The sequence below is a fragment of the Streptomyces durocortorensis genome, assembly GCF_031760065.1.
Classification (GTDB): domain Bacteria; phylum Actinomycetota; class Actinomycetes; order Streptomycetales; family Streptomycetaceae; genus Streptomyces.
The window spans coordinates 4,351,592-4,373,825 of record NZ_CP134500.1 but is presented as its reverse complement, the minus strand read 5'-3'; the positions used below and the strand labels follow the sequence as shown (position 1 = coordinate 4,373,825).

The following is a 22,234-nucleotide window of genomic DNA, read 5'->3' as shown; positions in this document are numbered from 1 at the left end:
CCGTACGCGGGTACTTCTACGCCCCCGCCCAGAGCCCGTCCTCCGTGAGCCCCAGCAGGTCGATCGCGTTTCCGCGGACGATCCGGTCGACGACGTCCGGGGCCAGGTGGCCCATCTGCTCCTCGCCGACCTCGCGGGAGCGGGGCCAGGTGGAGTCGGAGTGCGGGTAGTCCGTCTCGTACAGGACGTTTCCGACGCCGATCGCGTCGAGGTTCCTCAGCCCGAAGGCGTCGTCGAAGAAGCAGCCGTAGACGTGGTCCGCGAACAGCTCGGACGGCGGGCGGTGGACCTTGTCAGCGACGCCGCCCCAGGCCCGGTTCTCCTCCCACACCACGTCGGCGCGCTCCAGAACGTACGGAATCCAGCCGATCTGGCCCTCCGCGTACATGATCCTCAGGCCCGGGAAGCGTTCGAACTTGCCGCTCATCAGCCAGTCGACCATCGAGAAGCAGCAGTTGGCGAAGGTGATGGTGGAGCCGACGGCGGGCGGGGCGTCGGCGGAGGTGGACGGCATCCTGGACGAAGAGCCGATGTGCATGGCGATGACGGTGCCGGTCTCGTCACAGGCCGCGAGGAACGGATCCCAGTCGTCCGTATGGATCGACGGAAGTCCGAGGTGGGGAGGTATCTCGGAGAACGCTACCGCGCGCACCCCCCGCGCCGCGTTGCGCCGGACCTCGGCGGCGGCCAGTTCGGCGTCCCACAGGGGGACGAGGGTGAGCGGGATGAGGCGGCCCCGCGCCTCGGGACCGCACCACTCCTCCACCATCCAGTCGTTGTACGCGCGCACCCCGAGCAGCCCCAGCTCGCGGTCCTTCGCTTCGGTGAACGTCTGCCCGCAGAAGCGCGGGAAGGTGGGGAAGCAGAGCGCGGACTGGACGTGGTTGACGTCCATGTCGGCGAGCCGGTCCGGGACCGAGAAGGAGCCCGGCCGCATCTGCTCGTAGGTGATGATCTCCAGCTTGATCTCGTCCCTGTCGTAGCCGACGGCGGTGTCCAGGCGGGTGAGGGGGCGGTGCAGGTCCTCGTACACCCACCAGTCGCCGACCGGCCCTTCGTCGCCCTTCGCACCCATCACGGGCGCGAACTTTCCGCCCATGAAGGTCATTTCCTTCAGCGGCGCGCGGACGATGCGGGGTCCGGAGTCCGCGTACCGGGACGGGAGCCGGTCCCGCCAGACATGAGCGGGCTCCACCGTGTGGTCGTCCACCGAGATGATCTTCGGGAAGGTCTCCATGCGTTCCACGGTAGCGCCGATCTGACGAACCGTCAGCTGGCGTGCGCGCATCGGCGACGGGAGCGGCGCGGGGAGCGGCACCCGAATCGTTGTCGAGGGCTTGTGCAGAGCGTCACCCACTGCTGACGAGTTCGCCCGCGACAAGGCAGACTGTTGAGCGCGATACCAGCGGTACCGAGCAATCCGGATGCATCCCGCACTTGCGACGCACGGGCAGGCACGGGCGTACACGAGCGGACAGGGGCGAGCATTCGGGCGCAGGCGGCACCACCCGGCATGTCCCGCAGACGAGCGGGGCCGGCAGGCGAGCAGGACAGGGGGCATCAATGGACCGTGACAGCGGGCCACGCGTGCGCGTACCGGAGCAGCGCGCTCCGGAGAAACCGGGTACGGCAGACGCCCTCAGGTTCACCGTGCTCGGCCCCGTACGGGCCTGGCGGGGCTCGGACCTCCTCTCCTCCGGCTCTCCCCAGCAGCGCGCCCTGCTGGCCGCGTTGCTGCTGCGCGGGGGCAGGACGGCCACGGCGGGCGAGCTGATCGACGCGTTCTGGGGCGAGGACCCGCCCTCACAGGCCCTGGCCACGATCCGGACGTACGCCTCCCGGCTCCGCAAGATCCTGGGCCAGGACACGCTGGTGAGCGAGTCGGGCGGGTACGCGATACGGATCGACCGGAGTGCGCTCGACCTGACCCTGGCGCAGGACCTGGCGGCCGAGGCGGAGAAGGCGCGCGCGGCCGGTGACCGCTGCCAGGCGCGCACCCTGATCAACAAGGTGCTGGGCCTGTGGGACGGCGAGGCGCTGGCCTCGGTGCCGGGGCCCTACGCGGAGAACCAGCGCACCCGGCTGGAGGAGTGGCGGCTCCAGCTCACCGAGACCCGGCTCGACCTGGACCTGGAGGTCGGCTGCCACGCGGAGGCGATCTCCGAACTGACCGCGCTCACCGCGGCGCACCCGCTGCGCGAGCGGCTGCGCGAGCTGCTGATGGTGGCGCTGTACCGGAGCGGCCGGCAGGCCGAGGCGCTGGCGGTGTACGCGGACACACGGCGGCTCCTCGCGGAGGAGCTGGGCGTCGATCCGCGCCCCGAACTGGCCCAGCTCCAGCAGCGGATCCTGCGGGCCGACGAGGAGCTGGCCCGCCCGGCGGACGAACCGGCGCCCGCGCCCGCGCCGCTGCGGCCCGCGCAACTTCCGGCGTCGGTGCCGGACTTCACCGGCCGGTCCGCGTTCGTGGCCGAGCTGGGCAGCCGACTGGCCACGGCGGAGAGTTCGGTGATGGCGGTCTCCGCGGTGGCGGGGATCGGTGGCGTCGGCAAGACGACGCTGGCCGTGCACGTCGCCCACCGGGCCCGCCGGCACTTCCCGGACGGCCAGCTCTACGTCGACCTCCAGGGCGCGGGGGCCAGGGCCGCCGAACCGGAGACGGTCCTCGGCTCGTTCCTGCGCGCGCTCGGCACGGCGGACTCGGCGATCCCGGACACGCTGGACGAGCGGGCCGCGCTGTACCGCTCGACGCTGGACGGCCGCCGCGTCCTGATCCTCCTGGACAACGCCCACGACGCCGCCCAGATCCGCCCGCTGCTGCCCGGCACGCCGGGGTGCGCGGCGCTGGTGACGAGCCGGGTGCGGATGGTGGACCTGGCCGGGGCGCATCTGGTGGACCTGGACGTGATGTCGCCCGAGGAGGCGTTGCGGCTCTTCACCCGGATCGTCGGCGCGGAGCGGGTCGGGGCGGAACGCGAGGCGGCGCTCGACGTGGTGGCCGCGTGCGGCTTCCTCCCCCTCGCCATCCGCATCGCCGCGTCCCGGCTGGCCGCCCGCCGTACCTGGACGGTGTCGGTCCTCGCCGCGAAACTGGCCGACGAGCGCCGCCGCCTGGACGAGCTCCAGGCGGGCGACCTCGCGGTGAAGGCCACGTTCGAACTCGGCTACGGCCAGCTGGAACCGGCGCAGGCCCGCGCCTTCCGCCTCCTGGGCCTCGCGGACGGCCCGGACATCTCCCTCGCCGCGGCCGCCGCCCTGCTGGACCTGGACCCGCACGCGGCGGAGGACCTCCTGGAGGCCCTGGTCGACACGAGCCTGGTGGAGTCCGCCGCCCCGGGCCGCTACCGGTACCACGACCTGGTGCGCCTCTACGCGCGTGCGTGCGCGGAGCGGGACGAACAGCCGCCGGTGGAACGGAAGCTGGCGCTGTCGCGGCTGCTGGACTTCTATCTGGCCACGGCTGCGGGGGTCTACGCGCTGGAGCGGCCGGGGGACCGGCTGGCCGATCACCGGGAGCCCACCCAGTACAGCGGGCTGACATTCGCCGACCGGCACACCGCGCAGGACTGGCTCTACACGGAGGCCAACTCCCTGCTCGCGTGCGTGCGTCAGGCGTCGGAAGCCGGAGGGGTGCGCCGAGCGGTCGACCTGCTCTGGGCCACCAAGGACCTCGCGGAGTCGGGCGCGAACTCCAAACAGTACGAGGCGGCGGCCATCACCATGCGCGATCTGGCCCGGTCCGCTGACGACGCGCGGGCCGAGGGGCGGGCGCTGATCACCCTCACCAACGCCCGTCTGGTCGCGGGCCGGTTCGACCAGGCGGAGCGGGACGCGCAGCGCGCCATGAGGCTCGCCCGCGCGGTGGGTGATCCCCTGCCGAGCTGCTGGGCCCCCAACGACCTCGGCATCATCGCGCTCTACCAGAACCGCCACGCGGAGGGCGAGGCCTACCTCGAACAGGCCATCGCCAACTTCCGGGCCGACGGCAACCGTCCGGGCGAGGCGAGCGCCCTGTGCAACCTCTCCCGCATCCACCTCGCGATGGGGAACACGACGAGCGCGGTGGCCCTGGCCCAGCAGGGCATAGACATATACGACGAACTGGGCCACGCGCTGCGCGGCGCGAACGGCCGGTACGCCCTGGGCCTCGCCCTCACCCAGAGCGGGCGGCTCGCCGAAGCGACGGAGCAGCTCCACGAGGCGCTGGCCGTGTTCCGGGACAGCCGGCAGCGCCTCTGGGAGGGGATGGCGACCTTCCGTCTGGCAGAGGTGGATCTGGCCGCCGGGCTCCCGGCACAGGCTGCCACGAAGGCCGAGCAGGCACTCGCGGTACTGCGCGGCATCGGCGGGCAGTGGCGGCGCGGCAATGTCCTCACCGTCCTGGGCCAGGCACTGAACGACATCGGCCAGCCGGGTCGGGCCCAGGTGTGCTGGCGTGAGGCGCTGGACATCTACGAGACGCTCGGCTCGGCGGAGGTCGAAGCCGTACGGAAGTTGCTGGCGCCGACGCTGCCCGCGTGAACCCGCGAGGCGTTCATCATTCGTTTATCGCGCCCCGACATGGTGGTTCCAGTCGTTCCGTCGCGTCGGGGGGCAGACGGGCCGGCCTCGGCCGCAGAGGTAGGTTGAGCGGCCGAACGACACCTGCCCGGCAACCCGACGGGGGAGTTGCCGGGCAGGCTCGTCGAGTCCGAGCACAGCCATTCAGGGAGCTGGAGAACACCATGAGCGATGCGCAGAAGAAGCCGGTCGTGAAGCCGCTCGACAACCACGCCACCGGCGGGGAAGCCACGACGCAGGACAATCACGCGACGGGTGGCGTGCTGAAGCCGCTGGACAACCACGCCACCGGCGGCACGGTCAAGCCGCTCGACAACCACGCGACGGGCGAGCCCGCCTAGACCTTCCCGACGGGGATACGGGGGAGCGGCCGCGGTGGCACCGAGGGGGAGCCACCGCGGCCGCGGCATGTCCAGGCACGACCTGCTCACGCCTTGGCCGTCGGGCTGAGGCCATCGGGCGAACCCGGCCGAAGGAGCCCCTACCCCCGCCCCCGCAGCTCCCCCTTCACCACCTTGCCGCTCGCGTTGCGCGGGAGCTCCGGAACGAACTCCACCGTCCTCGGGACCTTGAAGTTCGCCATCTCGCGGCGGGACCAGGCGATCAGGTCGTCCGCGGTGAGCGTCGCGCCCCGGCGGCGGACCGCGTAGGCCTTGCCGACCTCGCCGAGGCGGGGGTCCGGGACGCCGATGACCGCCACGTCGGCGATGTCCGGGTGGAGGCCGAGGAGCTGTTCGATCTCGGCCGGGTAGGCGTTGAAGCCGCCCACGATGAACATGTCCTTGATCCGGTCCGTGATCCGCAGGCGGCCCGCCTCGTCCAGGACGCCCACGTCGCCGGTGCGGAGCCAGCCGTCCGGGGTGAACGCCCGGGCCGTGGTGTCCGGGTCCTCGAAGTAGCCGCTCATCACGTTGAAGCCGCGGACCTGGACCTCGCCCGGGGTGCCCGGGGCCGCCAGGACGCGTACCTCTGTGCCGGGGATCGCGCGGCCCGAGGTCGTGGCCACGGCCTCCGGTGCGTCGCCGCGGCGGCACATGGTGACGATGCCGCTCGCCTCGGAGAGGCCGTACGCCGTGAGGACCGTGGCGATGTGGAGCTCGTTGCGCAGGCGCTCCACCAGGTGGAGGGGGACCACCGCCGCGCCGGTGACGACCAGGCGGAGGGCCGAGAGGTCGTGGGCCGCGCGTGCCGGGTGGTCCAGGAGGGACTGGTGGAGGGTGGGCGGGCCGGGCAGGACCGAGATCCGTTCCGCCGCGATGTTCGCCAGCACCGTGTCCACGTTGAACACCGGCTGCGGCACCATCGTGGCCCCCCGCATCAGACAGGCGATGATCCCCGCCTTGTACCCGAAGGTGTGGAAGAAGGGGTTCACGATCAGGTAGCGGTCGCCCTCGCGCAGGCCCGCCAGTTCGCTCCAGATCCCGTACGCGCGCAGCGTCTGGGCATGGGTGATCACCGCACCCTTGGGCGCGCCCGTCGTGCCGGAGGTGTAGGTCAGGTCGGAGGGGGCCGAGGGGGCGATGGCCGCCGCCCGGTCCCGTACGGACGAGGACGGCACCCCTTCGCCCGCCGCCAGGAACTCCGGCCAGCTCGTGTAGTCCTCGGGGGCCGTGTCCGCCAGCACCACCACCCGCTCCAGGTCCGGCAGCTTCACCTCCGCCCGCCGCAGTGACGCCACGTACGACGTCCCCAGGAACGTCCCCGTGACGAACAGCAGCCTCGCCCGGCTGCGCCGCAGGATGTACGCCGCCTCCGTCCCCTTGAAGCGGGTGTTCAGCGGGACCAGCACCGCGCCCGCCGTCACCGCCCCCAGCGCGGAGACGATCCAGTCCAGCGTGTTCGGGGCCCAGATCGCGACCCGGTCCCCCGGCTCGACCCCGGCGGCGATGCACGCGGCGGCGGCGCGGTCCACGCGGTCGCCGAGTTCGGCGTACGAGAGGCGGGTGCGGCCGTCGGCCACCGCCTCGGCCGGGCCGTACCGCTCCGCCGCCGCCCGTACCAGCCCCGGGATGCTGCCCCACTCCTGGTCGCCCCGCATCACGCGCCCGCCCTCCTGCCGCCGCCGCACTAGCTGACTATCCGTCAGATTAGCGGTAGCCTCTGCCGCTGTCAGCAGGCGCGACAGTGCGGGAGGTCAGCGGATGGCGACGCTCAAGGACGCGACAGCGATAGCCGGAATCGGGCAGACGGCGTTCGCGAAACGGCTCCCGGAGTCCGAGAAGACGCTCGCCTGCCGGGCGGTCCTGGCCGCCCTCGACGACGCGGGCATCGCCCCCTCGGAGGTCGACGGGTTCGCCTCGTACACCATGGAGGAGACCGACGAGGTCGAGGTCGCCAAGGCGATCGGGGCCGGGGACGTCACCTTCTTCAGCAAGGTGGGGTACGGGGGCGGGGGGTCCTGCGCCACCCTCGCCCATCTCGCCGCCGCCATCGCCACCGGGCAGGCGAGCGTCGGCGTCGCCTGGCGCTCGCGCAAACGTGGGTCCGGGCCCCGGCCGTGGAAGAACACCGCCGCCCAACTCCCCACGCCCGCCCAGTGGACCCGGCCCTACGGGCTGCTGCGGCCCGCCGACGAGATCGGCATGCTGGCCCGGCGCTACATGCACGAGTACGGAGCCACCCGCGACCACCTCTTCAACGTCGCCCTCGCCTGCCGCAACCGGGCCAACCAGAACCCGGACGCGATCATGTACGACCGCCCGCTGACCCGCGAGATGTACATGACCGCCCGCTGGATCAGCGAACCCCTCTGCCTCTTCGACAACTGCCTGGAGACGGACGGGGCGTTGGCCTGCGTCATCGTCTCCGCCGAGCGCGCCCGCGACTGCCGCCGGAAGCCGGTCTACCTCCATTCCGTCGCCCAGGGGCTGCCCGCCCAGCACCACGGGATGGTCAACTACTGGAACGACGACCCGCTCACCGGACCCGCCTGGACGGCCGCCCGACAGCTGTGGAAACAGGCCGACTTCGGGCCCGACGATGTCGATGTGGCCCAGATCTACGACGCGTTCACCCCGCTCGTCCCGCTCTCCCTGGAGGGGTACGGCTTCTGCGGGCGCGGCGAGGGCGGCGCGTTCACCGAGGGCGGGGCGCTGGAGAGCGGCGGGCGGCTGCCGGTCAACACCGGGGGCGGCGGGCTGAGCGAGGCGTACGTCCACGGCTTCAACCTCATCACCGAGGGCGTCAAGCAACTGCGCGGCACCTCCACCGCCCAGGTGCCCGACGCCGCCACCTGCCTGGTCACGGCCGGTGAGGGCGTGCCGACCTCCGCCGTCCTGTTGCGGAACTGAGGAGTCGAGGAGACCGCCATGCCCGATGCACTGCTGCCGCCCGTCCCCGACGAGGACGGCGCGCCCTACTGGGAGTACGCCGCCCGTGGCGAACTCCGCGTCCAGGCCTGCGCAGCCCCCGCCTGCGGCGAACTCCGCTTCCCGCCCCGGCCCTGCTGCCCGCACTGCGGGTCGTTCGAGAGCGAGTGGCGGGAGATGAGCGGGCGCGGCCGCCTCTGGTCGTACGTGATCCCGCACCCGCCGCTGCTCCCCGCGTACGCCGAACAGGCCCCGTACAACGCGGTAGTGGTGGAGCTGGCGGACGCCCCGCACATCCGGCTGGCCGGGAACGTCGTCGCCTCCCCCGACGCCCCGCTGAACTCCGTCGACCCGGCCCGGCTGCGGATCGGGGCGCCGGTGCGGGCGCTCTTCTGTCCGATGGGGCCAAGTGGCTCCGTCACGCTTGTGCGTTGGCTGCTGGAGCGGTGAGCCATGGCCCTGCGCATCGAACGGGAGGCGGCCGCCGGGGTCGCCCTCGTCACCCTGGACCGGCCGGAGAAGCTCAACGCGATCGACCTGGAGACGGCTGAAGAACTCAGCTCACTCTGGCGGGAGTTGCGATTCGACGAGAACGTGCGGGCCGCCGTCCTCACCGGGGCCGGCACTCGCGCCTTCTGCACCGGCATCGACCGGGGGGTGACCGTCCCGCAGCCCCCGTCCCCGTACGCCGTCGACGACCCGCTCCTGCGGATCGGCCCCAAGGCGAACGACCTGTGGAAGCCGGTGATCGCCGCGGTGGAGGGAATGGCCTGCGGCGGGGCGTTCTATCTGCTGGGCGAGGCGGAGTTCGTCGTCGCGTCCCGGGAGGCGACGTTCTTCGACCCGCACACGACGTACGGGATGGTCTCGGCGTACGAGGCCATCGCGATGGCCCAGCGCATGCCGTTCGGGGAGGTCGCCCGGATGTCCCTGATGGGCACCGCGGAACGGGTGAGCGCGGAGCGGGCGTACGCGGTCGGGCTCGTCAGCGAGGTGACGGAGCCCGGCGGCGCGGTGGCGGCGGCGCTGCGGTCGGCGGCGGTGGTCGCCGCGTACCCGACGGAGGCGGTACAGGGCACGGTCAGGGCGGTCTGGTCCGCGAAGGAGGCGGCCCGGACCCAGGCGATGGCCCAGGCGCCCGCGCTGATCGCGCTGGGCAACCTGTCACCGGAGCGTCAGGCGGAGCTGTTCGAGGGGCGGACGAGCGGGGGCGGGAACGGAGGCGCGGGCGGGGCGCCTCGGGTGCGGTGAGCCGGCCCTGGGGTGGCTCGGGTCCCGGGGGCCCGGGGTGCCGTGTCAGGTGCGGCGGACCGTCGCCTCGCAGCGCTCGACCTGGGACACCTTGCCGACGTCGCCCATCGGCAAGGTCAGCCTGCGGGACTTGCCGCCCTCTACGAACGTGGTGGTCTCGGCCGTGTCCACGATCTTGCCCAGGGCGTCGAGGAACCGCACGCTGACCTTGTACTCCCGCAGGCCCTGCTCCTTCGCCCGCACCTCGACCAGCGACGAGGTGTCCGCCTTGCGGGCGCCCTCACCCGGCTGGGCGCAGCGGACCACCGAGACGGTCGGGACCTTGGAGGCGGTGCGGGCCGGGGGCCGGTTACGCGAGCCCGAGGACGACGAGTAGCCGTTGTTGCTCTTCTTCGAGCTGGAGCAGCCGCCACCGGAGCTGCTGCTCTTGCCGCTCCTGCTCTTGCCGCTCTTGCCTCCGCTGGTGGACGTCGAGAATCCGGTGAGCGCGAGCACCACCACGACCAGGACCGCCGCGAGCTTCATCTGTCGCCGCATCATCGATACAGCCCCCCTTGAGTGTCGTTGCGCTGTCGCCCTCAGCATGCCGTGCGGAGCTCCCTGCGCAGGTCATGACCCTGTCACGGTACGGTCATGGTCCGCGTGGCAGGGGTGGTCGGCCGGGCGTAGCGTCGGGGACGGGTGGGGATGTCCGCGTACGCGCGCTGGGCAACACGCTGGACGACGCCGCCGGAGGCTGACGATGATCCGCAACATCCTCGGCTCCCTCGTCGCGCTCGCCGGGGCGGCCTCCGCCGTGCTGAGCCCGTTCCGCGAGTGGTACGACGGGCGGCTGGGGCGTGAGTACCGGGTGCGGGACCTCTTCGAGGGGATCACCGGTACGGAGTCGGGCGTGCTGGTCTCGATCCTGCTGCCGTTCCTGTTCGCGGCCCTGCTGGTGCTCGCGGGCGTGGTGCTCCGCTCGCGGATCGTGGTCGCCCTCGCGGGGCTGGTGGTGCTCGGCTTCACCATCCTGTGGATGGTGCGCCAGGGGCAGGCGGCGGGCTCGCTGGTGGTGGGCGGGGACGGGGCGGGGTTGCAAGTGGGCGTGGCCAACGCGCTGGCGGGCGGGGCGCTGATGCTGATCGGGGCGTTGCTGATGAGGGGCCGGCGGAGTCGGCGGGAGGGGCGTCGGGAGCGGGAGCCTGTGGAGCCGTACGCCGCGCCGGCGGCGGATCAGGTGGACACCTGGCCGCCCACGCAGGAGCCGGGGATGTCCGTACAGACCTCGCCGTGGCCGGAGCCGGAGGTGGACCCGTACACGGGGCCCGATCCCCGCGACCCCCGTACGCGGTCGTATCCGCAGGCGGAGGCCGACCCTCGCGATCCCGTACACCCGCCGCACGGGACCCCGCCGCCCGCGCCCCCGCGGGAGTGACGGCCGCCCCCGCCGAGGGTTCCGCCCTCGAACGTCAGGCCCTCGCCCTGTTCCCCGTGCCCGTGCCCTTCAGCGCGTCCAGCGCGTACACGCACCGGTCCTTGCTGCACGCGTAGACCACGCCCGCTCGCGCCACCGGTGAGCCCGTGATCTCGCCGCCCGTCGCCAGCTTCCAGCGCAGCTGGCCGCCTGCCGCGTCCAGGGTGTAGAGGACGTGGTCGGCCGAGCCGAAGTGGACCCGGCCGTCCGCGACCACCGGGGAGCCCACCACGTCGCCACCCGCCGCGAAGCGCCACTTCGGGGTGCCGGTGACCGCGTCCAGGGTGTACAGCGCACTGCCGCTGCCGACGTGCACGTTGCCCACCGCGACCAGCACCGGCTCGATCGAGGACCGGGCCTCCGTGGCGATCCGCCAGCGGTCCTTGCCGGTCGTCGCGTCCAGTGCGTACACCGTGCCGAGGTAGTCCGCGAGGTACACCCCGCCGCCGGTCACCGCCGGGCCCGGGGCGAACGCGGGCGGCGAGAGGAAGACCGCCGGGGCCTCGAAGTGCCAGCGCACCCGGCCGGAGTTGGTCTCCACCGCCAGCACCCGGGTGCCCGCCGCGATGTAGACGTAGCCGTCGGGGGCGGGGGTGACCCGGACCGGGACGCCGCCGCAGGAGGCCGCGTCGCCGATGGGGTACGACCAGCGCTCGATGCCCGTACGTGCGTCCAGCGCGCGGAGCCTGGCGTCCTGCCAGACGTACGCCGTGCCGTCGTGGATGACCGGACCGGCCTCCGCCGTCTCGAAGTCGGTCTGGGCGCCGGTGATCTCCCACAGCTTCTCGCCGTTGGACGCCTCCCAGCCCTGGACACCGCCGCCCCGGGTCGCGGTCAGGACCGTGCCCCGGTCGGCCTTGAGGGCGTACACCCAGGCGTCCGTCCGGAGCCGCCACTGCTCGGCGCCGGACGTGGCGTCCAGCGCGTACAGGGACGGGCCGTCCGAGGCGTGGATACGGCCCCCCTCGACGGCCATCGCCCAGGCCACGTCCCGGGTCTTGAACTGGCGTCGCCCGTTGCCCACGTCCAGCGCGTGGACCTCGAAGGACGTCACGTACAGCAGGTCACCGGAGACGACCGGCGTACCCCACACGTCGTTGGACATGCGGAAGCGCCAGGGCCGCCAGCGGTCGGGCGCCGCGGGTGAGGTGTCCGGGGCGGGCCCAGGAGACGGTACGGGGGCGGTGGGGGCCGTGGGCGCCGGGCCCGAGGCGCTCAGCCCGGCGGGCGGCCGGACCCAGCCCGTCGCGGCGGCCGGATGCGCGGCGGCCGCGCCGCGTACCTCCCCTGCCCGCAGACCGGGGCCGATCGGCACCTTGGCACCGGCCAGCTGGACGGGACCGCTGTCGGGAGCGGCGGAAGCACCCGGGGGCGACGAGGCCGGAGCGGAACCGCTCGGCATCGGCGAGGACGGGGCGAGCGGGGATGCCAGCGGGGAGGGCGAGCGCAGATCGGCCCCGCTGCGCCAGGCGGTGTCCTGGTCCCTGCCCCGGTCATGCGGCGGCCGGGGCGGCTGCTGCGGGGGCGGCGGCACGACCGGCGCGGGCGGCGTCGCACGGCCGCCGCCCCTGCGCTGCTCGATCATCGCCGTGGCCCGGGACGGCAGCCAGGCGGAGGCCGTGCCGCTGTCATCGCTGCCGGAGGCGAAGAGGTGCGGGGCGAGCTGGGCCTGGAGGTCGGCGGGGCTGGGGCGCCGGGTGGCGTCCATCTGCATGCACGACTCGATCAGCGGCCGCAGGTCGTCCGGCAGCCCCTCCAGGTCCGGCCCCTCGCGCAGCAGCATGAACACCGTCTCGACCGGGTTGGCCCCGTGGAAGGGGGCGTGGCCGGTGGCGGCGAAGACGAGGGTGGAGCCCAGCGAGAAGACGTCGCTGGCCCCGGTGACGCTGCGGGAGTCCCGGGCCTGCTCCGGCGACATGTACGCGGGCGTGCCGACGGCGACGTTCGTCATGGTCAGCCGGGTGTTGGAGACGCCGGACGCGATACCGAAGTCGATCACCCGGGGACCGTCCTCGACGACGAGGACGTTGGACGGCTTCAGGTCACGGTGGACGAGGCCCGCGCCGTGGATGGACTGGAGGGCCTCGGCGATGCCCGCGGCCAGCCAGCGCACGGCCTGGGTCGGCATGGGGCCGCACTCGTTCACTATCTCTTCGAGCGAGGGCGCGGGGACGTAGGCGGTGGCCAGCCAGGGCACGGCGGCACGCGGATCGGCGTCGACCACGGCGGCGGTGTAGAAGCCGCTGACGGCACGGGCCGCCTCGACCTCGCGCGTGAAGCGGACCCGGAACAGCTGGTCCTCGGCGAGCTCGGTCCGTACCGTCTTGATCGCCACTCGCCGGCCGGACGCCGAGCGGGCGAGATAGACCAGCCCCATGCCGCCGGCCCCGAGCCGTCCCAGCACCTCGAACGGGCCGATCCGTCTCGGGTCGTGCTGCGTCAGCTGCTCCACCACTTGCCTGCCACCTCCCCGTACGGACCTCGGCGACGAAGTCCGCGAATTACCGCCCGGTCGTATCCCGCCCTGCGCGCACCCCGATTGTTGCTGGCTCGGGCGTCGGTTGCGAACCCGGGGGCGGATGTGGGTGTCTCATGTCACTTCGGCCGCTATCCGCCCACAACGGGTCCGCAACGGGTTATGGAAGCAGTTCTCCGGGCTGCAGTACGGCGAAGGCGGCGCCCTGGTCGTCGTGCAGGACCGCCATCCGGCCGTAGGGGATGTCGAAGGGCGGCTGGGCGACGCGGCCGCCGAGCCGTACGGCCAGTTCGGCGGCCGCGTCGCAGTCGGCGACGGCGAAGTAGATGAGGAAGTAGCTCGGCATCTCGGCCGGGAACGCGTCCGTGATGACGCTGCGGCCGCCGACGGCGGTGCCCGGGCCCGGTTCGGCGCCCTCGGGGGACCACATCCGGAAGTCGACGAGCGCCTCCGTGTCGCCGGAGACGTCGTGGCCCGCCTCGTCCGGATCGGTGGCGCGGAAGCCGAAGACCTGCTCGTAGAACGGGTCCACGCGCTCCGGCTGCCGGGTGTAGACCTCGGTCCAGCAGAAGGAGCCGGGGTCGTTCTGCTTCTCGAAGCCCTCGCGCTCCCCGGGCTGCCAGAGGCCGAAGACCGCTCCCCCCGGGTCGGCCGCCTGCGCGAGGATTCCGGCCTGCCCGGCCCGTACGGGGTCGGTGATGATCTGGCCGCCGTGCTCGCGGATCGCGGCGACGGTGGCCCGGATGTCGTCGGTGGCGAAGTAGACGCCCCACGCGGTGGGCATCCGGCCGTCCTTCTTGGCGGCCAGCGCGGCGACCAGGCGGCCGTCGCTCAGCGCGTCCGCGAAGGGCATGCCGTCGCCCGCCCGGAAGGTCCAGCCGAAGAGGCCGCCGTAGAAGCGCTTGCCCGCTTCGAGGTCGGGTAGCTGCACGTCCGCCCAGCACGGCGCGGAATGCGCGAATGCGGCCATGGGCCCGGATCCTTCCGTAGCAGTGACGCACGTCACAGTCAACGTAACGTCGGGTCCGGTCCGGCGCGCCCCGACGCACGCGTATGCCTGCCTGCGCCTGGCCGTACGCATGCCGGACAGACCCAAAGGGAACATCCGGGGAACATTTGCCCGAACAGTGAAGGGCGGCTCACCATGTGGACGAAAGTTGTCCACCGAAGTTGTCCACAGGCTGTTGATAACACTTACGCCGCACGCCGCCACCGGTGCCGCCCCGGACTTCCGGCACCCTTGCGCACCGCGGCCGAAAAGCATCGCCCCCCGCCGCCGCACACCCTGCGAGTCCTGCGGCGTTCCCCATTTGCAGTCGGCCGAATCGCGCTCCCATCGCCCCTCGGTAAGCTGACGGCATGACAGGACAAGTACGCACCGTCGACGGCCGCGTGGCCGGTCGACGCGGTCAGGCGACGCGGCAGAAGCTGCTCGACTGCCTCAGCGAGATGCTCAGCTCCTCGCCGTACCGGGACGTCAAAGTCATCGACGTCGCCCGGAAGGCCGGGACTTCACCCGCGACTTTCTACCAGTACTTCCCCGATGTGGAGGGCGCCGTCCTCGAAATCGCCGAGGAAGTCGCCAAGGAGGGTGCCGGGCTGACCGAACTGGTCGCCGGGCGCCCCTGGGTCGGCAAGGCCGGCTGGCAGACCTCCGAGCAACTCGTCGAGGGATTCCTCGACTTCTGGCGGCACAACGACGCGATCCTCCGGGTGATCGACCTCGGCGCGGCCGAGGGGGACAAACGGTTCTACAAGATCCGCATGAAGATCCTGAACTCGGTCACCAACTCCCTCACCGATTCGGTGAAGGAGCTCCAGTCCAAGGGCAAGGTCGACAAGGACGTCAGCCCGGCGGCGATGGCGGGCTCCCTGGTCGCGATGCTGGCCGCGGTCGCCTCGCACCAGAAGGGGTTCACCACCTGGGGCGTGAAGCAGGCCGAACTTCGCCCGAACCTCGCGCTGTTGGTCCACCTGGGCATCACAGGCAAGAAGCCCACGAAGTAGACCCGAAACCCCCAGCCGCACGTCCTGTCTCACCGACGGCGGACCACCACGCACCTTCGCCTGTGGTCCGCCGTCGGCGTTCCCGGACGTTTCCCCAGGGCGCACCCCTGTCCCCCCTACCGCCCTACCGCCTCTCCAGCCGGAACAGCCGGATCTCCCGCTCCACGCGCTTCTGATACGCCGCGTAGGGCGGCCAGAAGGCGAGTGCGGCCTCCCACACCCGGGCCCGCTCCTCACCCTCCAGCAGGGCCGCGCGTACCGGGATGTCCCGGCCGCGCCAGTTGATGACGGCCTCGTCCGGGCGGGCCAGCAGGTTCGCGGTCCAGGCCGGATGCCCCGTACGGCCGAAGTTGCTGCCGACCAGAATCCAGCGGCCCTCCGCCTCGTCCTCCGGCATGCAGGCCAGCGGGGTGGTCCTCGGCCGGCCCGTGCGCGCTCCCGGCACCCTGAGGACGAGCCCCGGCAGCATCCGGGCGCTGAGCAGCACCTTGCCCCGGGTGAGCCGGTGCACGGTCCGGTCGAGGGCGGGCACCACGTGCGGGGCGACCCGCGCGAAGGCGCGGGTGGCGGAGACCTTCTGAACGAGGCGTACGCCGCGGGCCATCAGACGCCCGCCCTGTGCGGAGCGGTGGCGGCCGGCCGGCCGGACCCGAAGAGTCCGGCGCACTGAGCCGCGTGGTCGCGCAGCCGGTGGACCGGACCGAAGAGCAGCTCGTCGCCCGCCGCCCGCTTGAGATACAGATGCGCTTCGTGCTCCCAGGTGAAGCCGATGCCGCCGTGCAGCTGGACGGCCTCCCCGGCGGTGATCCGCGCCGCCTCCAGGGCCTGGGCGAGCGCGAGGGGCCCGGCGTCCGGGTCCCAGGCCGCGTAGAGGGCGGCGGAGCGGGCGGCCTCGACCCGTACGTACAGGTCGGCGAGGCGGTGTTTGACCGCCTGGAACGAGCCGACGGCCCGGCCGAACTGTTCGCGTGCCTTCACGTAGTCCACCGTCCGCTCCAGTGCGCCCGCCGCCGTGCCGACCGCCTCGGCGGCCAGGACCGCGGCGACCGTGCGCCCGGCGGCGGCCAGCGCGCCGGCCGCGTCGGCGGATTCGGCCGCGCCGAGCAGCTCGGCCCGGGTGTCGCGCAGCTCGACGCGGGCGAGGGGGCGGGTCTCGTCCACGGCGGTGAGCCTGGTTCGCGCCAGCCCGGCCGCCTCCTCCGGGCGCACCAGGAACAGGAGCGTACGGCTGCGGGGGTAGCCGCCCGTGTGGGCCGCGACCAGGAGCAGTCCGGCACTGTGCCCGTCCAGGACCCGGTCGGCCTCGCCGTAGAGCCGCCAGCCGTCGCCCTCCCGCTCCCCGCGGGCCTGGACGCCGCCCGCGCGGCCGCCGCCCGCCCAGGACCCGTCGCGGTTGTCGCCGGTGAGAGCGAGGCCGGTGGCGAGGGAGCCGCCGGGGACGGCGAGCGCGGCGGTCAGGGTCCCGTCCGCGATCCGGGGCAGCAGCGCGGCGCGCTGGTCGGGGGTGCCGAGGGCGGCGATCAGGGGGGCGGCGAGCGCGGCGGTGGCGAGCAGCGGGGAGGGCAGCAGCGCGCGGCCCGTCTCCTCGCAGGCGAGGGCCAGCTCGGTGACCGTGCAGCCCGCCCCGCCGTACTCCTCCGGGAGCGCGAGCCCCGGCAGCCCGAGGTCCCGGGAGAGCCTGCGCCACAGAACCGGGTCGTAGCCCTCGGCGGTGCGCACGGCGGCCCGGTTCGCGTCCGGCCCCGCGTGCTGGGCGAGCAGGTCGCGCAGGGTGCGGCGGATCTCGTCCTGCTCCGCGGTGAAGGCGGCGTCCATCTGCGGGCTCCTTCCCCTCAGGGACCGGCGGCCCCTCAACTGGCGATACGCAAACTGACGGTGCGTCATATTAGGGGTGAGGGGCGGGGAATCCCAGAGTCCCGCACGCGCCGGACCGAGGGAAGCCGCCCCGCGCACGCGACCGCACGGGCGCGGCTGCGGGTGCGGTTACAGGTGGCCGCGCCTGATGTACCGTCAGATTCATGCCTGTCGCCCCGACTTCACCCCTCCGCCGCCCCCGCAAGGTCGCCGTCGTCGGTATTTCGCTCGCGGACTGCGGGCGCGTCGACGGCGCCACCCCGTACGCCCTGCACGCCCAGGCCGCCCGCCGCGCCCTGGCCGACTCGGGCCTGGACCGCTCGGTCGTCGACGGCTTCGCCTCCGCCGGGCTCGGGACCCTCGCCCCGGTGGAGGTCGCCGAGTACCTGGGGCTGCGGCCGACCTGGGTCGACTCCACGGCGGTGGGCGGCGCGACCTGGGAGGTGATGGCCGCCCACGCGGCGGACGCCATCGCGGCGGGCCGGGCCCGGGCCGTGCTCCTCGTCTACGGGTCGACGGCCCGCGCGGACATCAGGGCGGGCCGCCGCACGTCGAACCTGTCGTTCGGGGCGCGGGGGCCGTTGCAGTTCGAGGTGCCGTACGGGCACAGCCTGATCGCCAAGTACGCGATGGCCGCCCGCCGCCATATGCACGAGTACGGCACGACGCTGGAGCAGCTCGCCGAGGTGGCGGTGACGGCACGGGCGAACGCGGCGGCGAACCCGGAGGCGATGTTCCGGGACCCGATCACCGTGGACGACGTCCTGTCGGGCCCGATGATCGCGGACCCCTTCACCAAGCTGCACTGCTGCATCCGCAGCGACGGGGGCTGCGCGGTGCTGCTGGCCGCCGAGGAGTACGTCGCCGACACGGCGAAGGCCCCCGTCTGGATACTGGGGACCGGTGAGCACGTCTCGCACTCCACGATGTCCGAGTGGGAGGACTTCACGGTCTCCCCCGCCGCCGTATCGGGCCGCCTCGCCTTCGAACGGGCCGGGGTGACGCCCGCGGACATCGACCTGGCCGAGATCTACGACGCGTTCACGTACATGACGCTGGTGACGCTGGAGGACCTGGGTTTCTGCGCGAAGGGCGAGGGCGGCGCGTTCGTCGAGAAGGGCCGCACGGGCCTGCGCGGAGAGCTCCCGGTCAACACGGACGGCGGCGGCCTCTCCGCCTGCCATCCCGGGATGCGCGGACTGTTCCTCCTGGTGGAGGCGGTGAGGCAACTGCGCGGCGAGGCCGGGAAGCGCCAGGTCCGCCGCCCGGGCGGGGAGCTGCCGGAGCTGGCGGTGGCCTCGGGCACGGGCGGCTGGTTCTGCTCGTCGGGGACGGTGGTGCTGGGACGGGGGTGAGGGGGCGGAAATGCGGGGGCGGGGGCCTCCTCACAGCCGTACGGTCCAATAGCCCCATGACCAACAACACCGCTACCCCGCACCCCTCCCCCGCCTTCCGCGAGCTCCTGCACGCCCAGCGCGTCTGGGACACCGAGCTGCCGTCCTTCGACCCGGCGACCGCCCCGCCCGCCCCGCTCCCCCTCTTCCACCACTGGTTCGCCGAGGCCGTGGCGGCCGGGCAGCCGGAGCCGCACACCATGAGCCTCGCGACCGCCGACGCCGAGGGGCTGCCCGACGTGCGGACGCTGATGCTGCACGACGCCGACGAGCGGGGCTGGCACTTCGCCACGCACGCCACCAGCACCAAGGGCCACCAGCTCGCCGCCCGCCCGTACGCCGCGCTCGGCTTCTACTGGCCCGCACAGGGACGGCAGGTACGGGTCCGGGGCCCGGTCCACCGCTGCACCCCGGCCGAGAGCCACGCCGACCTGCACGCCCGGTCCACCGGGGCGCTGGCCGCCGCCCTGACTGGGTCGCAGAGCGAGGTCGTGGAGTCGGTGGCCGCCCTCCACCGGGCAGCGGACACGGCCTGGGAGCGGGCGCGGGAGGAACCGGACGCCGAGGCCCCCACCTGGACGCGGTACGTGGTCGAGCCGGCCGAGGTCGAGTTCTTCCAGGGCGACGCCCGGCGGCGGCACGTCCGGCTCCGCTACCGCCGTTCAGAGGGCGCCGCATGGACGCGCGAGCTGCTCTGGCCCTGAGGCCCGCACGGCGGACTTAACCCGGTTTCAACAGGAAAGGGGCACTATGGAGACAGGTGAGAGGTGAGCTGTTGGGAGGCACCGATGCCACGAGCCCGTTCCCGTTACGCCCCGGACCGGGGTCTGACCGGCCGCATGGTCACCACCATGTTCCTGATCGGCCTGCTGTACGTGGTCTTCGTGGGCGTGCTCCTCGCGGCCCTGCGCGGCTCCTGGCCGATCATCCTGATCATCACGGGCGGCCTGTTCATCGCCCAGTTCTGGTTCAGCGACCGCATCGCCGCGTACGGCATGGGCGCCCGCGAGGTCACCCCCGAGCAGGCCCCCGAGCTGCACGGCACCATCGACCGGATCTGCGCGCTGGCGGACATGCCGAAGCCCAAGGTGGCCATCGCCGAGAGCGACGTACCGAACGCGTTCGCCACCGGCCGCAGCGAGAAGACGGCCCTGGTCTGCGCGACGACGGGCCTGCTGCGCCGCCTGGAACCGGAGGAGCTGGAGGGCGTCCTCGCCCACGAGATGTCGCACGTCGCGCACCGGGACGTCGCCGTCATGACGATCGCCTCGTTCCTCGGCGTACTGGCGGGCATCATCACCCGCATCGCCCTGTGGGGCGGTTTCGCGCGCAGTCGTCCGGGCAACGACCCGGCGGGCATCCTCCTCCTGCTCATCCCACTGATCAGCGCCGTCGTGTACGCGATCAGCTTCCTGCTGACCAGGCTGCTCTCCCGCTACCGGGAACTGTCCGCCGACCGCGCCGCCGCCCTCCTCACCGGCCGCCCCTCCGCCCTCGCCTCCGCCCTGACGAAGGTCAGCGGGCAGATGGCCCGCATCCCGACCGAGGACCTGCGGAAGGCGGAGCCGTACAACGCGTTCTACTTCGTCCCGGCGTTCTCCGCGAAGGAGAGCCTGGGCCGGCTGTTCTCCTCCCACCCGACCCTGGAACAGCGCCTGGACCAGCTGTCCCGCATCTCCACCGACCTGTCCCGCTGAGCGCTTCAACGTAGTGAGGAGTTACGCCCGTGGGCCTGCTCGACGCGATCCTCGGCCGGAGCAAACCGGTCCGCCCCGACCTCGACCAGCTCTTCGCCGTCCCCTCGGCCGCCCTGACCCTCCAGGCCGCGACCGGCTTCACGCCGACCGGCCTGGGCTCCGTCTGCTTCGCGGGCGTGGAGGGCGGCGGTTTCGCGCGCCTCCAGGAGGACGTACGGGAGCTGCTCGACGCGGATACGGAGCGCGGGGGCATCCCGGTGGAGTTCAGCCGGGACGCGTACGGCTACACCTGGCTGCTGGCCAGCCACCCGGCCGACGACACGGCGGGCCTGGTCAACGACCTGCACGCGGTGAACACCCTGCTCCAGGACGGCGGCTTCGGCCCGCACCTGCTGTGCTCGCTGATCGGCTTCCGGGACGGGGAGGGCGCCGGGGGCCGGTCGCTGGCGCTCGTGTACCTGTACAAGCGCGGCACGTTCTACCCGTTCGCCCCGCTGCCCGGCGGGGCCGAGAAGCGGGACAACCAGCTGGAGCTCCAGGTGCGGGGAGCCCTCGGCGACGACCTCCGGGTGGAGAAGGACCTGTCGCGGTGGTTCCCGGTGTGGGGTGCGCCGGGGCTGTGAAGCCCGCGCCGCAGCTGTGAAGCCCGCGCCGGGTCCATGAGGCCCGCGTCGGCACTCCGGCGCCTCACCACCGGACCGGAACCTTCCGTTCTCCGCGAACGAGCAGCCCCGACATCCGGTCCCCCGGAGCCCCGTCCGGGGCGAGCGTCGGGCAGCGGTCGAGCAGGGTGCGGAAGACGATGCGCCCTTCGAGGCGGGCCAGCGGTGCGCCCAGGCAGTGGTGGACGCCGTGACCGAACGCCAGATGCCCCCGGTCCCCGGCTGCCGTACGGCGGATGTCGAAGCGGTCCGGGGAGGCGACGCGGGCCGGGTCCCGGCCCGCGTCGGCCAGGGCGATCAGGACCACGGCGCCCGCGGGGACGACCCGGCCGCCGATCTCCACCGGCTCGACGGCCACCCGGGGCGGTGCGGTCTCCACCGGGGCGTCGTAGCGCAGCATCTCCTCCACCGCCCCCGCCACGAGGCCGTCCAGGTCGCCGCGGAGCAGGGCGAACTGCTCGGGGTGGGCGAAGAGCGCGCGGACGCCCTTGCAGATGAAGTTCACCGTGGACTCGTGCCCCGCCAGGAGCAGCAGGAGAGCCATCGAGAGCAGTTCGTCCTCGCTCATCCGCTCCCCGCCCTCGTCGACCGTGTGGATCAGGTCGCTGAGCAGGTCGTCCCCCGGCGCCTCGCGCTTGGCGGCGATCAGCCCGTCGAGATACGGCACCGCCGCCGCCTGCGCGGCCCGCGACGCCTCCGCACCGGTGGGCGCGGTGATCTCGTCGGACCACTGCCGGAAGGCATCCCGGTCCAGGTCCGGAATGCCGAGCAGTTCACAGATGACGGTGATCCGGAGCGGGTAGGCGAGCGCATCCACCAGATCGGCCCGGCGGTCCTCGGCGGCGAGCATGTCCCTCACCAGCCCGTCGGTGACTTCCTGGATGCGCGGGGCGAGAGCGGCGACGCGGCGCGGGGTGAACGCGCGGGCGGCCAGCCGCCGCAGCCGGGTGTGGTCCGGCGGGTCGCTCAGCAGCATGTGGGCGTTGCCGGGGCCGTCCGTGGCGGGCGGTGCGTCGACACCGGTGGCCAGATGGCCGTTGCGCCGCCAGTCCCGGCTGAGCCGGGGGTCGGTGAGCGCTTCCCGGCAGGCGTCATGGCCGACGACGAGCCAGAACCGCTCCTCGCCGCCCCCGCGGATCTCGTGGACGGGCCCGCGGGCCCGCAGCACGGCGTAGGCGGGGTAGGGATCGGACCCGAAGGCGGGATCGATGTCGAGGAGATCGACTGCGGCCGGGTCCGTCACAACAGCTCCCCTGATGAGTCGTGTGAGTCGTTGAGTCGTGTGAGGCGTGGTGGTGGTGCGGCCCGTGAGCCCCAGCGGTTCGTCCGGCCACACTAGCCCGCCGAACTTCCTGCCGTAACAGTGAGTTGCCGAAATTTTTCCTGTAACTCTGTTTATACGACGCCACATTGGGCCATGTTTCCTACGCTGACGACGGTGGTCACACCGTCGATGTTCCCCATGTATGAGGAGGTGTCTGATGGCTAAGCGCATTCTTTACAAGGCTGCGAGCAAGTTCGGCTTCACGACCAAGGGAGCCGCCGGGGCCTACCCCTGGGTCCCGTAGT

At 72.9% G+C, this 22,234-nt stretch carries 19 protein-coding genes; 11 read left to right on the top strand and 8 right to left on the bottom strand.

Annotation, left to right across the window (positions count from 1 at the left end; all coding sequences use genetic code 11):
- Window positions 1-16: 16 nt before the first annotated feature.
- Complete coding sequence (locus tag RI138_RS19495; protein WP_311120977.1) at window positions 17-1,237, bottom strand: amidohydrolase family protein; 1,221 nt, start codon at window positions 1,235-1,237, stop codon at window positions 17-19.
- A gap of 326 nt (window positions 1,238-1,563) precedes the next feature.
- Between RI138_RS19495 and RI138_RS19490 the strand changes: the two genes are divergently transcribed.
- Together RI138_RS19490 and RI138_RS19485 are read left to right on the top strand one after the other, a co-directional pair.
- The gene (locus tag RI138_RS19490; RefSeq protein ID WP_311120976.1) at window positions 1,564-4,521 is read left to right on the top strand and encodes an AfsR/SARP family transcriptional regulator; all 2,958 of its coding nucleotides are present in this window, start codon (window positions 1,564-1,566) and stop codon (window positions 4,519-4,521) included.
- A 203-nt stretch (window positions 4,522-4,724) separates the two neighbouring features.
- Window positions 4,725-4,901, top strand: coding sequence for a hypothetical protein (locus RI138_RS19485; protein ID WP_007451789.1), 177 nt, complete (start codon window positions 4,725-4,727; stop codon window positions 4,899-4,901).
- Window positions 4,902-5,041: 140 nt separating this feature from the next.
- On the opposite strand, the gene RI138_RS19480 is transcribed toward RI138_RS19485, so the two are convergent.
- Window positions 5,042-6,598, bottom strand: coding sequence for a FadD3 family acyl-CoA ligase (locus tag RI138_RS19480; protein ID WP_311122940.1), 1,557 nt, complete (start codon window positions 6,596-6,598; stop codon window positions 5,042-5,044).
- A gap of 103 nt (window positions 6,599-6,701) precedes the next feature.
- Here RI138_RS19480 and RI138_RS19475 point away from each other — a divergent pair, with 103 nt between their 5' ends.
- Genes RI138_RS19475 through RI138_RS19465 form a run of 3 tightly spaced genes read left to right on the top strand, consistent with a single transcriptional unit; the run spans window position 6,702 to window position 9,119 of the window.
- Window positions 6,702-7,850 (top strand): lipid-transfer protein, encoded by a 1,149-nt coding sequence (locus RI138_RS19475; RefSeq protein ID WP_311120975.1) that lies wholly within the window; start codon window positions 6,702-6,704, stop codon window positions 7,848-7,850.
- Window positions 7,851-7,868: 18 nt separating this feature from the next.
- A complete protein-coding gene (locus RI138_RS19470; protein WP_096624853.1) occupies window positions 7,869-8,318 on the top strand; it encodes a Zn-ribbon domain-containing OB-fold protein in 450 nt (149 codons plus the stop codon).
- Between the two features lie 3 nt (window positions 8,319-8,321).
- Window positions 8,322-9,119, top strand: coding sequence for an enoyl-CoA hydratase/isomerase family protein (locus RI138_RS19465; RefSeq protein ID WP_311120974.1), 798 nt, complete (start codon window positions 8,322-8,324; stop codon window positions 9,117-9,119).
- 45 nt (window positions 9,120-9,164) lie between these two features.
- On the opposite strand, the gene RI138_RS19460 is transcribed toward RI138_RS19465, so the two are convergent.
- On the bottom strand, window positions 9,165-9,659 hold the full coding sequence (locus RI138_RS19460; protein ID WP_311120973.1) for a hypothetical protein: 495 nt from the start codon (window positions 9,657-9,659) through the stop codon (window positions 9,165-9,167).
- Between the two features lie 202 nt (window positions 9,660-9,861).
- Between RI138_RS19460 and RI138_RS19455 the strand changes: the two genes are divergently transcribed.
- Window positions 9,862-10,536, top strand: coding sequence for a hypothetical protein (locus RI138_RS19455; protein WP_311120972.1), 675 nt, complete (start codon window positions 9,862-9,864; stop codon window positions 10,534-10,536).
- Between the two features lie 34 nt (window positions 10,537-10,570).
- Here the strand turns inward: RI138_RS19455 and RI138_RS19450 are convergent, their stop codons facing one another.
- Both RI138_RS19450 and RI138_RS19445 read right to left on the bottom strand, forming a co-directional pair.
- Complete coding sequence (locus RI138_RS19450; RefSeq protein WP_311120971.1) at window positions 10,571-13,030, bottom strand: outer membrane protein assembly factor BamB family protein; 2,460 nt, start codon at window positions 13,028-13,030, stop codon at window positions 10,571-10,573.
- Between the two features lie 181 nt (window positions 13,031-13,211).
- Window positions 13,212-14,021: a VOC family protein gene (locus tag RI138_RS19445; RefSeq protein ID WP_311120970.1), complete on the bottom strand. Its 810-nt coding sequence runs from the start codon at window positions 14,019-14,021 to the stop codon at window positions 13,212-13,214.
- A gap of 389 nt (window positions 14,022-14,410) precedes the next feature.
- Here RI138_RS19445 and RI138_RS19440 point away from each other — a divergent pair, with 389 nt between their 5' ends.
- The gene (locus tag RI138_RS19440) at window positions 14,411-15,058 is read left to right on the top strand and encodes a TetR family transcriptional regulator (RefSeq protein WP_311120969.1); all 648 of its coding nucleotides are present in this window, start codon (window positions 14,411-14,413) and stop codon (window positions 15,056-15,058) included.
- 124 nt (window positions 15,059-15,182) lie between these two features.
- Here the strand turns inward: RI138_RS19440 and RI138_RS19435 are convergent, their stop codons facing one another.
- Both RI138_RS19435 and RI138_RS19430 read right to left on the bottom strand, forming a co-directional pair.
- Entirely contained in the window at window positions 15,183-15,662 is a 480-nt protein-coding gene (locus RI138_RS19435) for a nitroreductase/quinone reductase family protein (protein WP_311120968.1), read from the bottom strand.
- On the bottom strand, window positions 15,662-16,873 hold the full coding sequence (locus tag RI138_RS19430; RefSeq protein WP_311120967.1) for an acyl-CoA dehydrogenase family protein: 1,212 nt from the start codon (window positions 16,871-16,873) through the stop codon (window positions 15,662-15,664). The genes RI138_RS19435 and RI138_RS19430 overlap by 1 nt, the downstream gene beginning before the upstream one ends.
- Window positions 16,874-17,076: 203 nt before the next feature.
- Between RI138_RS19430 and RI138_RS19425 the strand changes: the two genes are divergently transcribed.
- The 4 genes from RI138_RS19425 (at window position 17,077) to pspAB (ending at window position 20,626) form a co-directional block, all read left to right on the top strand.
- The gene (locus RI138_RS19425; protein WP_311120966.1) at window positions 17,077-18,267 is read left to right on the top strand and encodes a thiolase C-terminal domain-containing protein; all 1,191 of its coding nucleotides are present in this window, start codon (window positions 17,077-17,079) and stop codon (window positions 18,265-18,267) included.
- 56 nt (window positions 18,268-18,323) lie between these two features.
- Window positions 18,324-19,010: a pyridoxine/pyridoxamine 5'-phosphate oxidase gene (locus tag RI138_RS19420; RefSeq protein ID WP_311120965.1), complete on the top strand. Its 687-nt coding sequence runs from the start codon at window positions 18,324-18,326 to the stop codon at window positions 19,008-19,010.
- 84 nt (window positions 19,011-19,094) lie between these two features.
- Window positions 19,095-20,003: a zinc metalloprotease HtpX gene (gene htpX, locus RI138_RS19415; RefSeq protein WP_096627657.1), complete on the top strand. Its 909-nt coding sequence runs from the start codon at window positions 19,095-19,097 to the stop codon at window positions 20,001-20,003.
- 29 nt (window positions 20,004-20,032) lie between these two features.
- Window positions 20,033-20,626 carry a PspA-associated protein PspAB gene (gene pspAB / locus RI138_RS19410; protein WP_311120964.1) on the top strand — a complete coding sequence of 198 codons (594 nt, stop codon included), beginning with the start codon at window positions 20,033-20,035 and terminating at the stop codon, window positions 20,624-20,626.
- Window positions 20,627-20,690: 64 nt separating this feature from the next.
- On the opposite strand, the gene RI138_RS19405 is transcribed toward pspAB, so the two are convergent.
- Window positions 20,691-21,908 (bottom strand): cytochrome P450 family protein, encoded by a 1,218-nt coding sequence (locus tag RI138_RS19405; RefSeq protein ID WP_311120963.1) that lies wholly within the window; start codon window positions 21,906-21,908, stop codon window positions 20,691-20,693.
- Window positions 21,909-22,234: the final 326 nt, after the last annotated feature.

Coding starts and splice junctions, on each gene's coding strand:
- RI138_RS19465 (WP_311120974.1), top strand. CDS start 8,322: ATGGCCCTGCGCATCGAACGGGAGGCGGCCGCCGGGGTCGCCCTCGTC.
- RI138_RS19425 (WP_311120966.1), top strand. CDS start 17,077: ATGCCTGTCGCCCCGACTTCACCCCTCCGCCGCCCCCGCAAGGTCGCC.
- htpX (WP_096627657.1), top strand. CDS start 19,095: ATGCCACGAGCCCGTTCCCGTTACGCCCCGGACCGGGGTCTGACCGGC.
- RI138_RS19490 (WP_311120976.1), top strand. CDS start 1,564: ATGGACCGTGACAGCGGGCCACGCGTGCGCGTACCGGAGCAGCGCGCT.
- RI138_RS19460 (WP_311120973.1), bottom strand. CDS start 9,659: ATGATGCGGCGACAGATGAAGCTCGCGGCGGTCCTGGTCGTGGTGGTG.
- RI138_RS19480 (WP_311122940.1), bottom strand. CDS start 6,598: ATGCGGGGCGACCAGGAGTGGGGCAGCATCCCGGGGCTGGTACGGGCG.
- RI138_RS19440 (WP_311120969.1), top strand. CDS start 14,411: ATGACAGGACAAGTACGCACCGTCGACGGCCGCGTGGCCGGTCGACGC.
- RI138_RS19435 (WP_311120968.1), bottom strand. CDS start 15,662: ATGGCCCGCGGCGTACGCCTCGTTCAGAAGGTCTCCGCCACCCGCGCC.
- RI138_RS19420 (WP_311120965.1), top strand. CDS start 18,324: ATGACCAACAACACCGCTACCCCGCACCCCTCCCCCGCCTTCCGCGAG.
- RI138_RS19485 (WP_007451789.1), top strand. CDS start 4,725: ATGAGCGATGCGCAGAAGAAGCCGGTCGTGAAGCCGCTCGACAACCAC.
- RI138_RS19430 (WP_311120967.1), bottom strand. CDS start 16,873: ATGGACGCCGCCTTCACCGCGGAGCAGGACGAGATCCGCCGCACCCTG.
- RI138_RS19495 (WP_311120977.1), bottom strand. CDS start 1,237: ATGGAGACCTTCCCGAAGATCATCTCGGTGGACGACCACACGGTGGAG.
- RI138_RS19455 (WP_311120972.1), top strand. CDS start 9,862: ATGATCCGCAACATCCTCGGCTCCCTCGTCGCGCTCGCCGGGGCGGCC.
- RI138_RS19470 (WP_096624853.1), top strand. CDS start 7,869: ATGCCCGATGCACTGCTGCCGCCCGTCCCCGACGAGGACGGCGCGCCC.
- RI138_RS19445 (WP_311120970.1), bottom strand. CDS start 14,021: ATGGCCGCATTCGCGCATTCCGCGCCGTGCTGGGCGGACGTGCAGCTA.
- RI138_RS19475 (WP_311120975.1), top strand. CDS start 6,702: ATGGCGACGCTCAAGGACGCGACAGCGATAGCCGGAATCGGGCAGACG.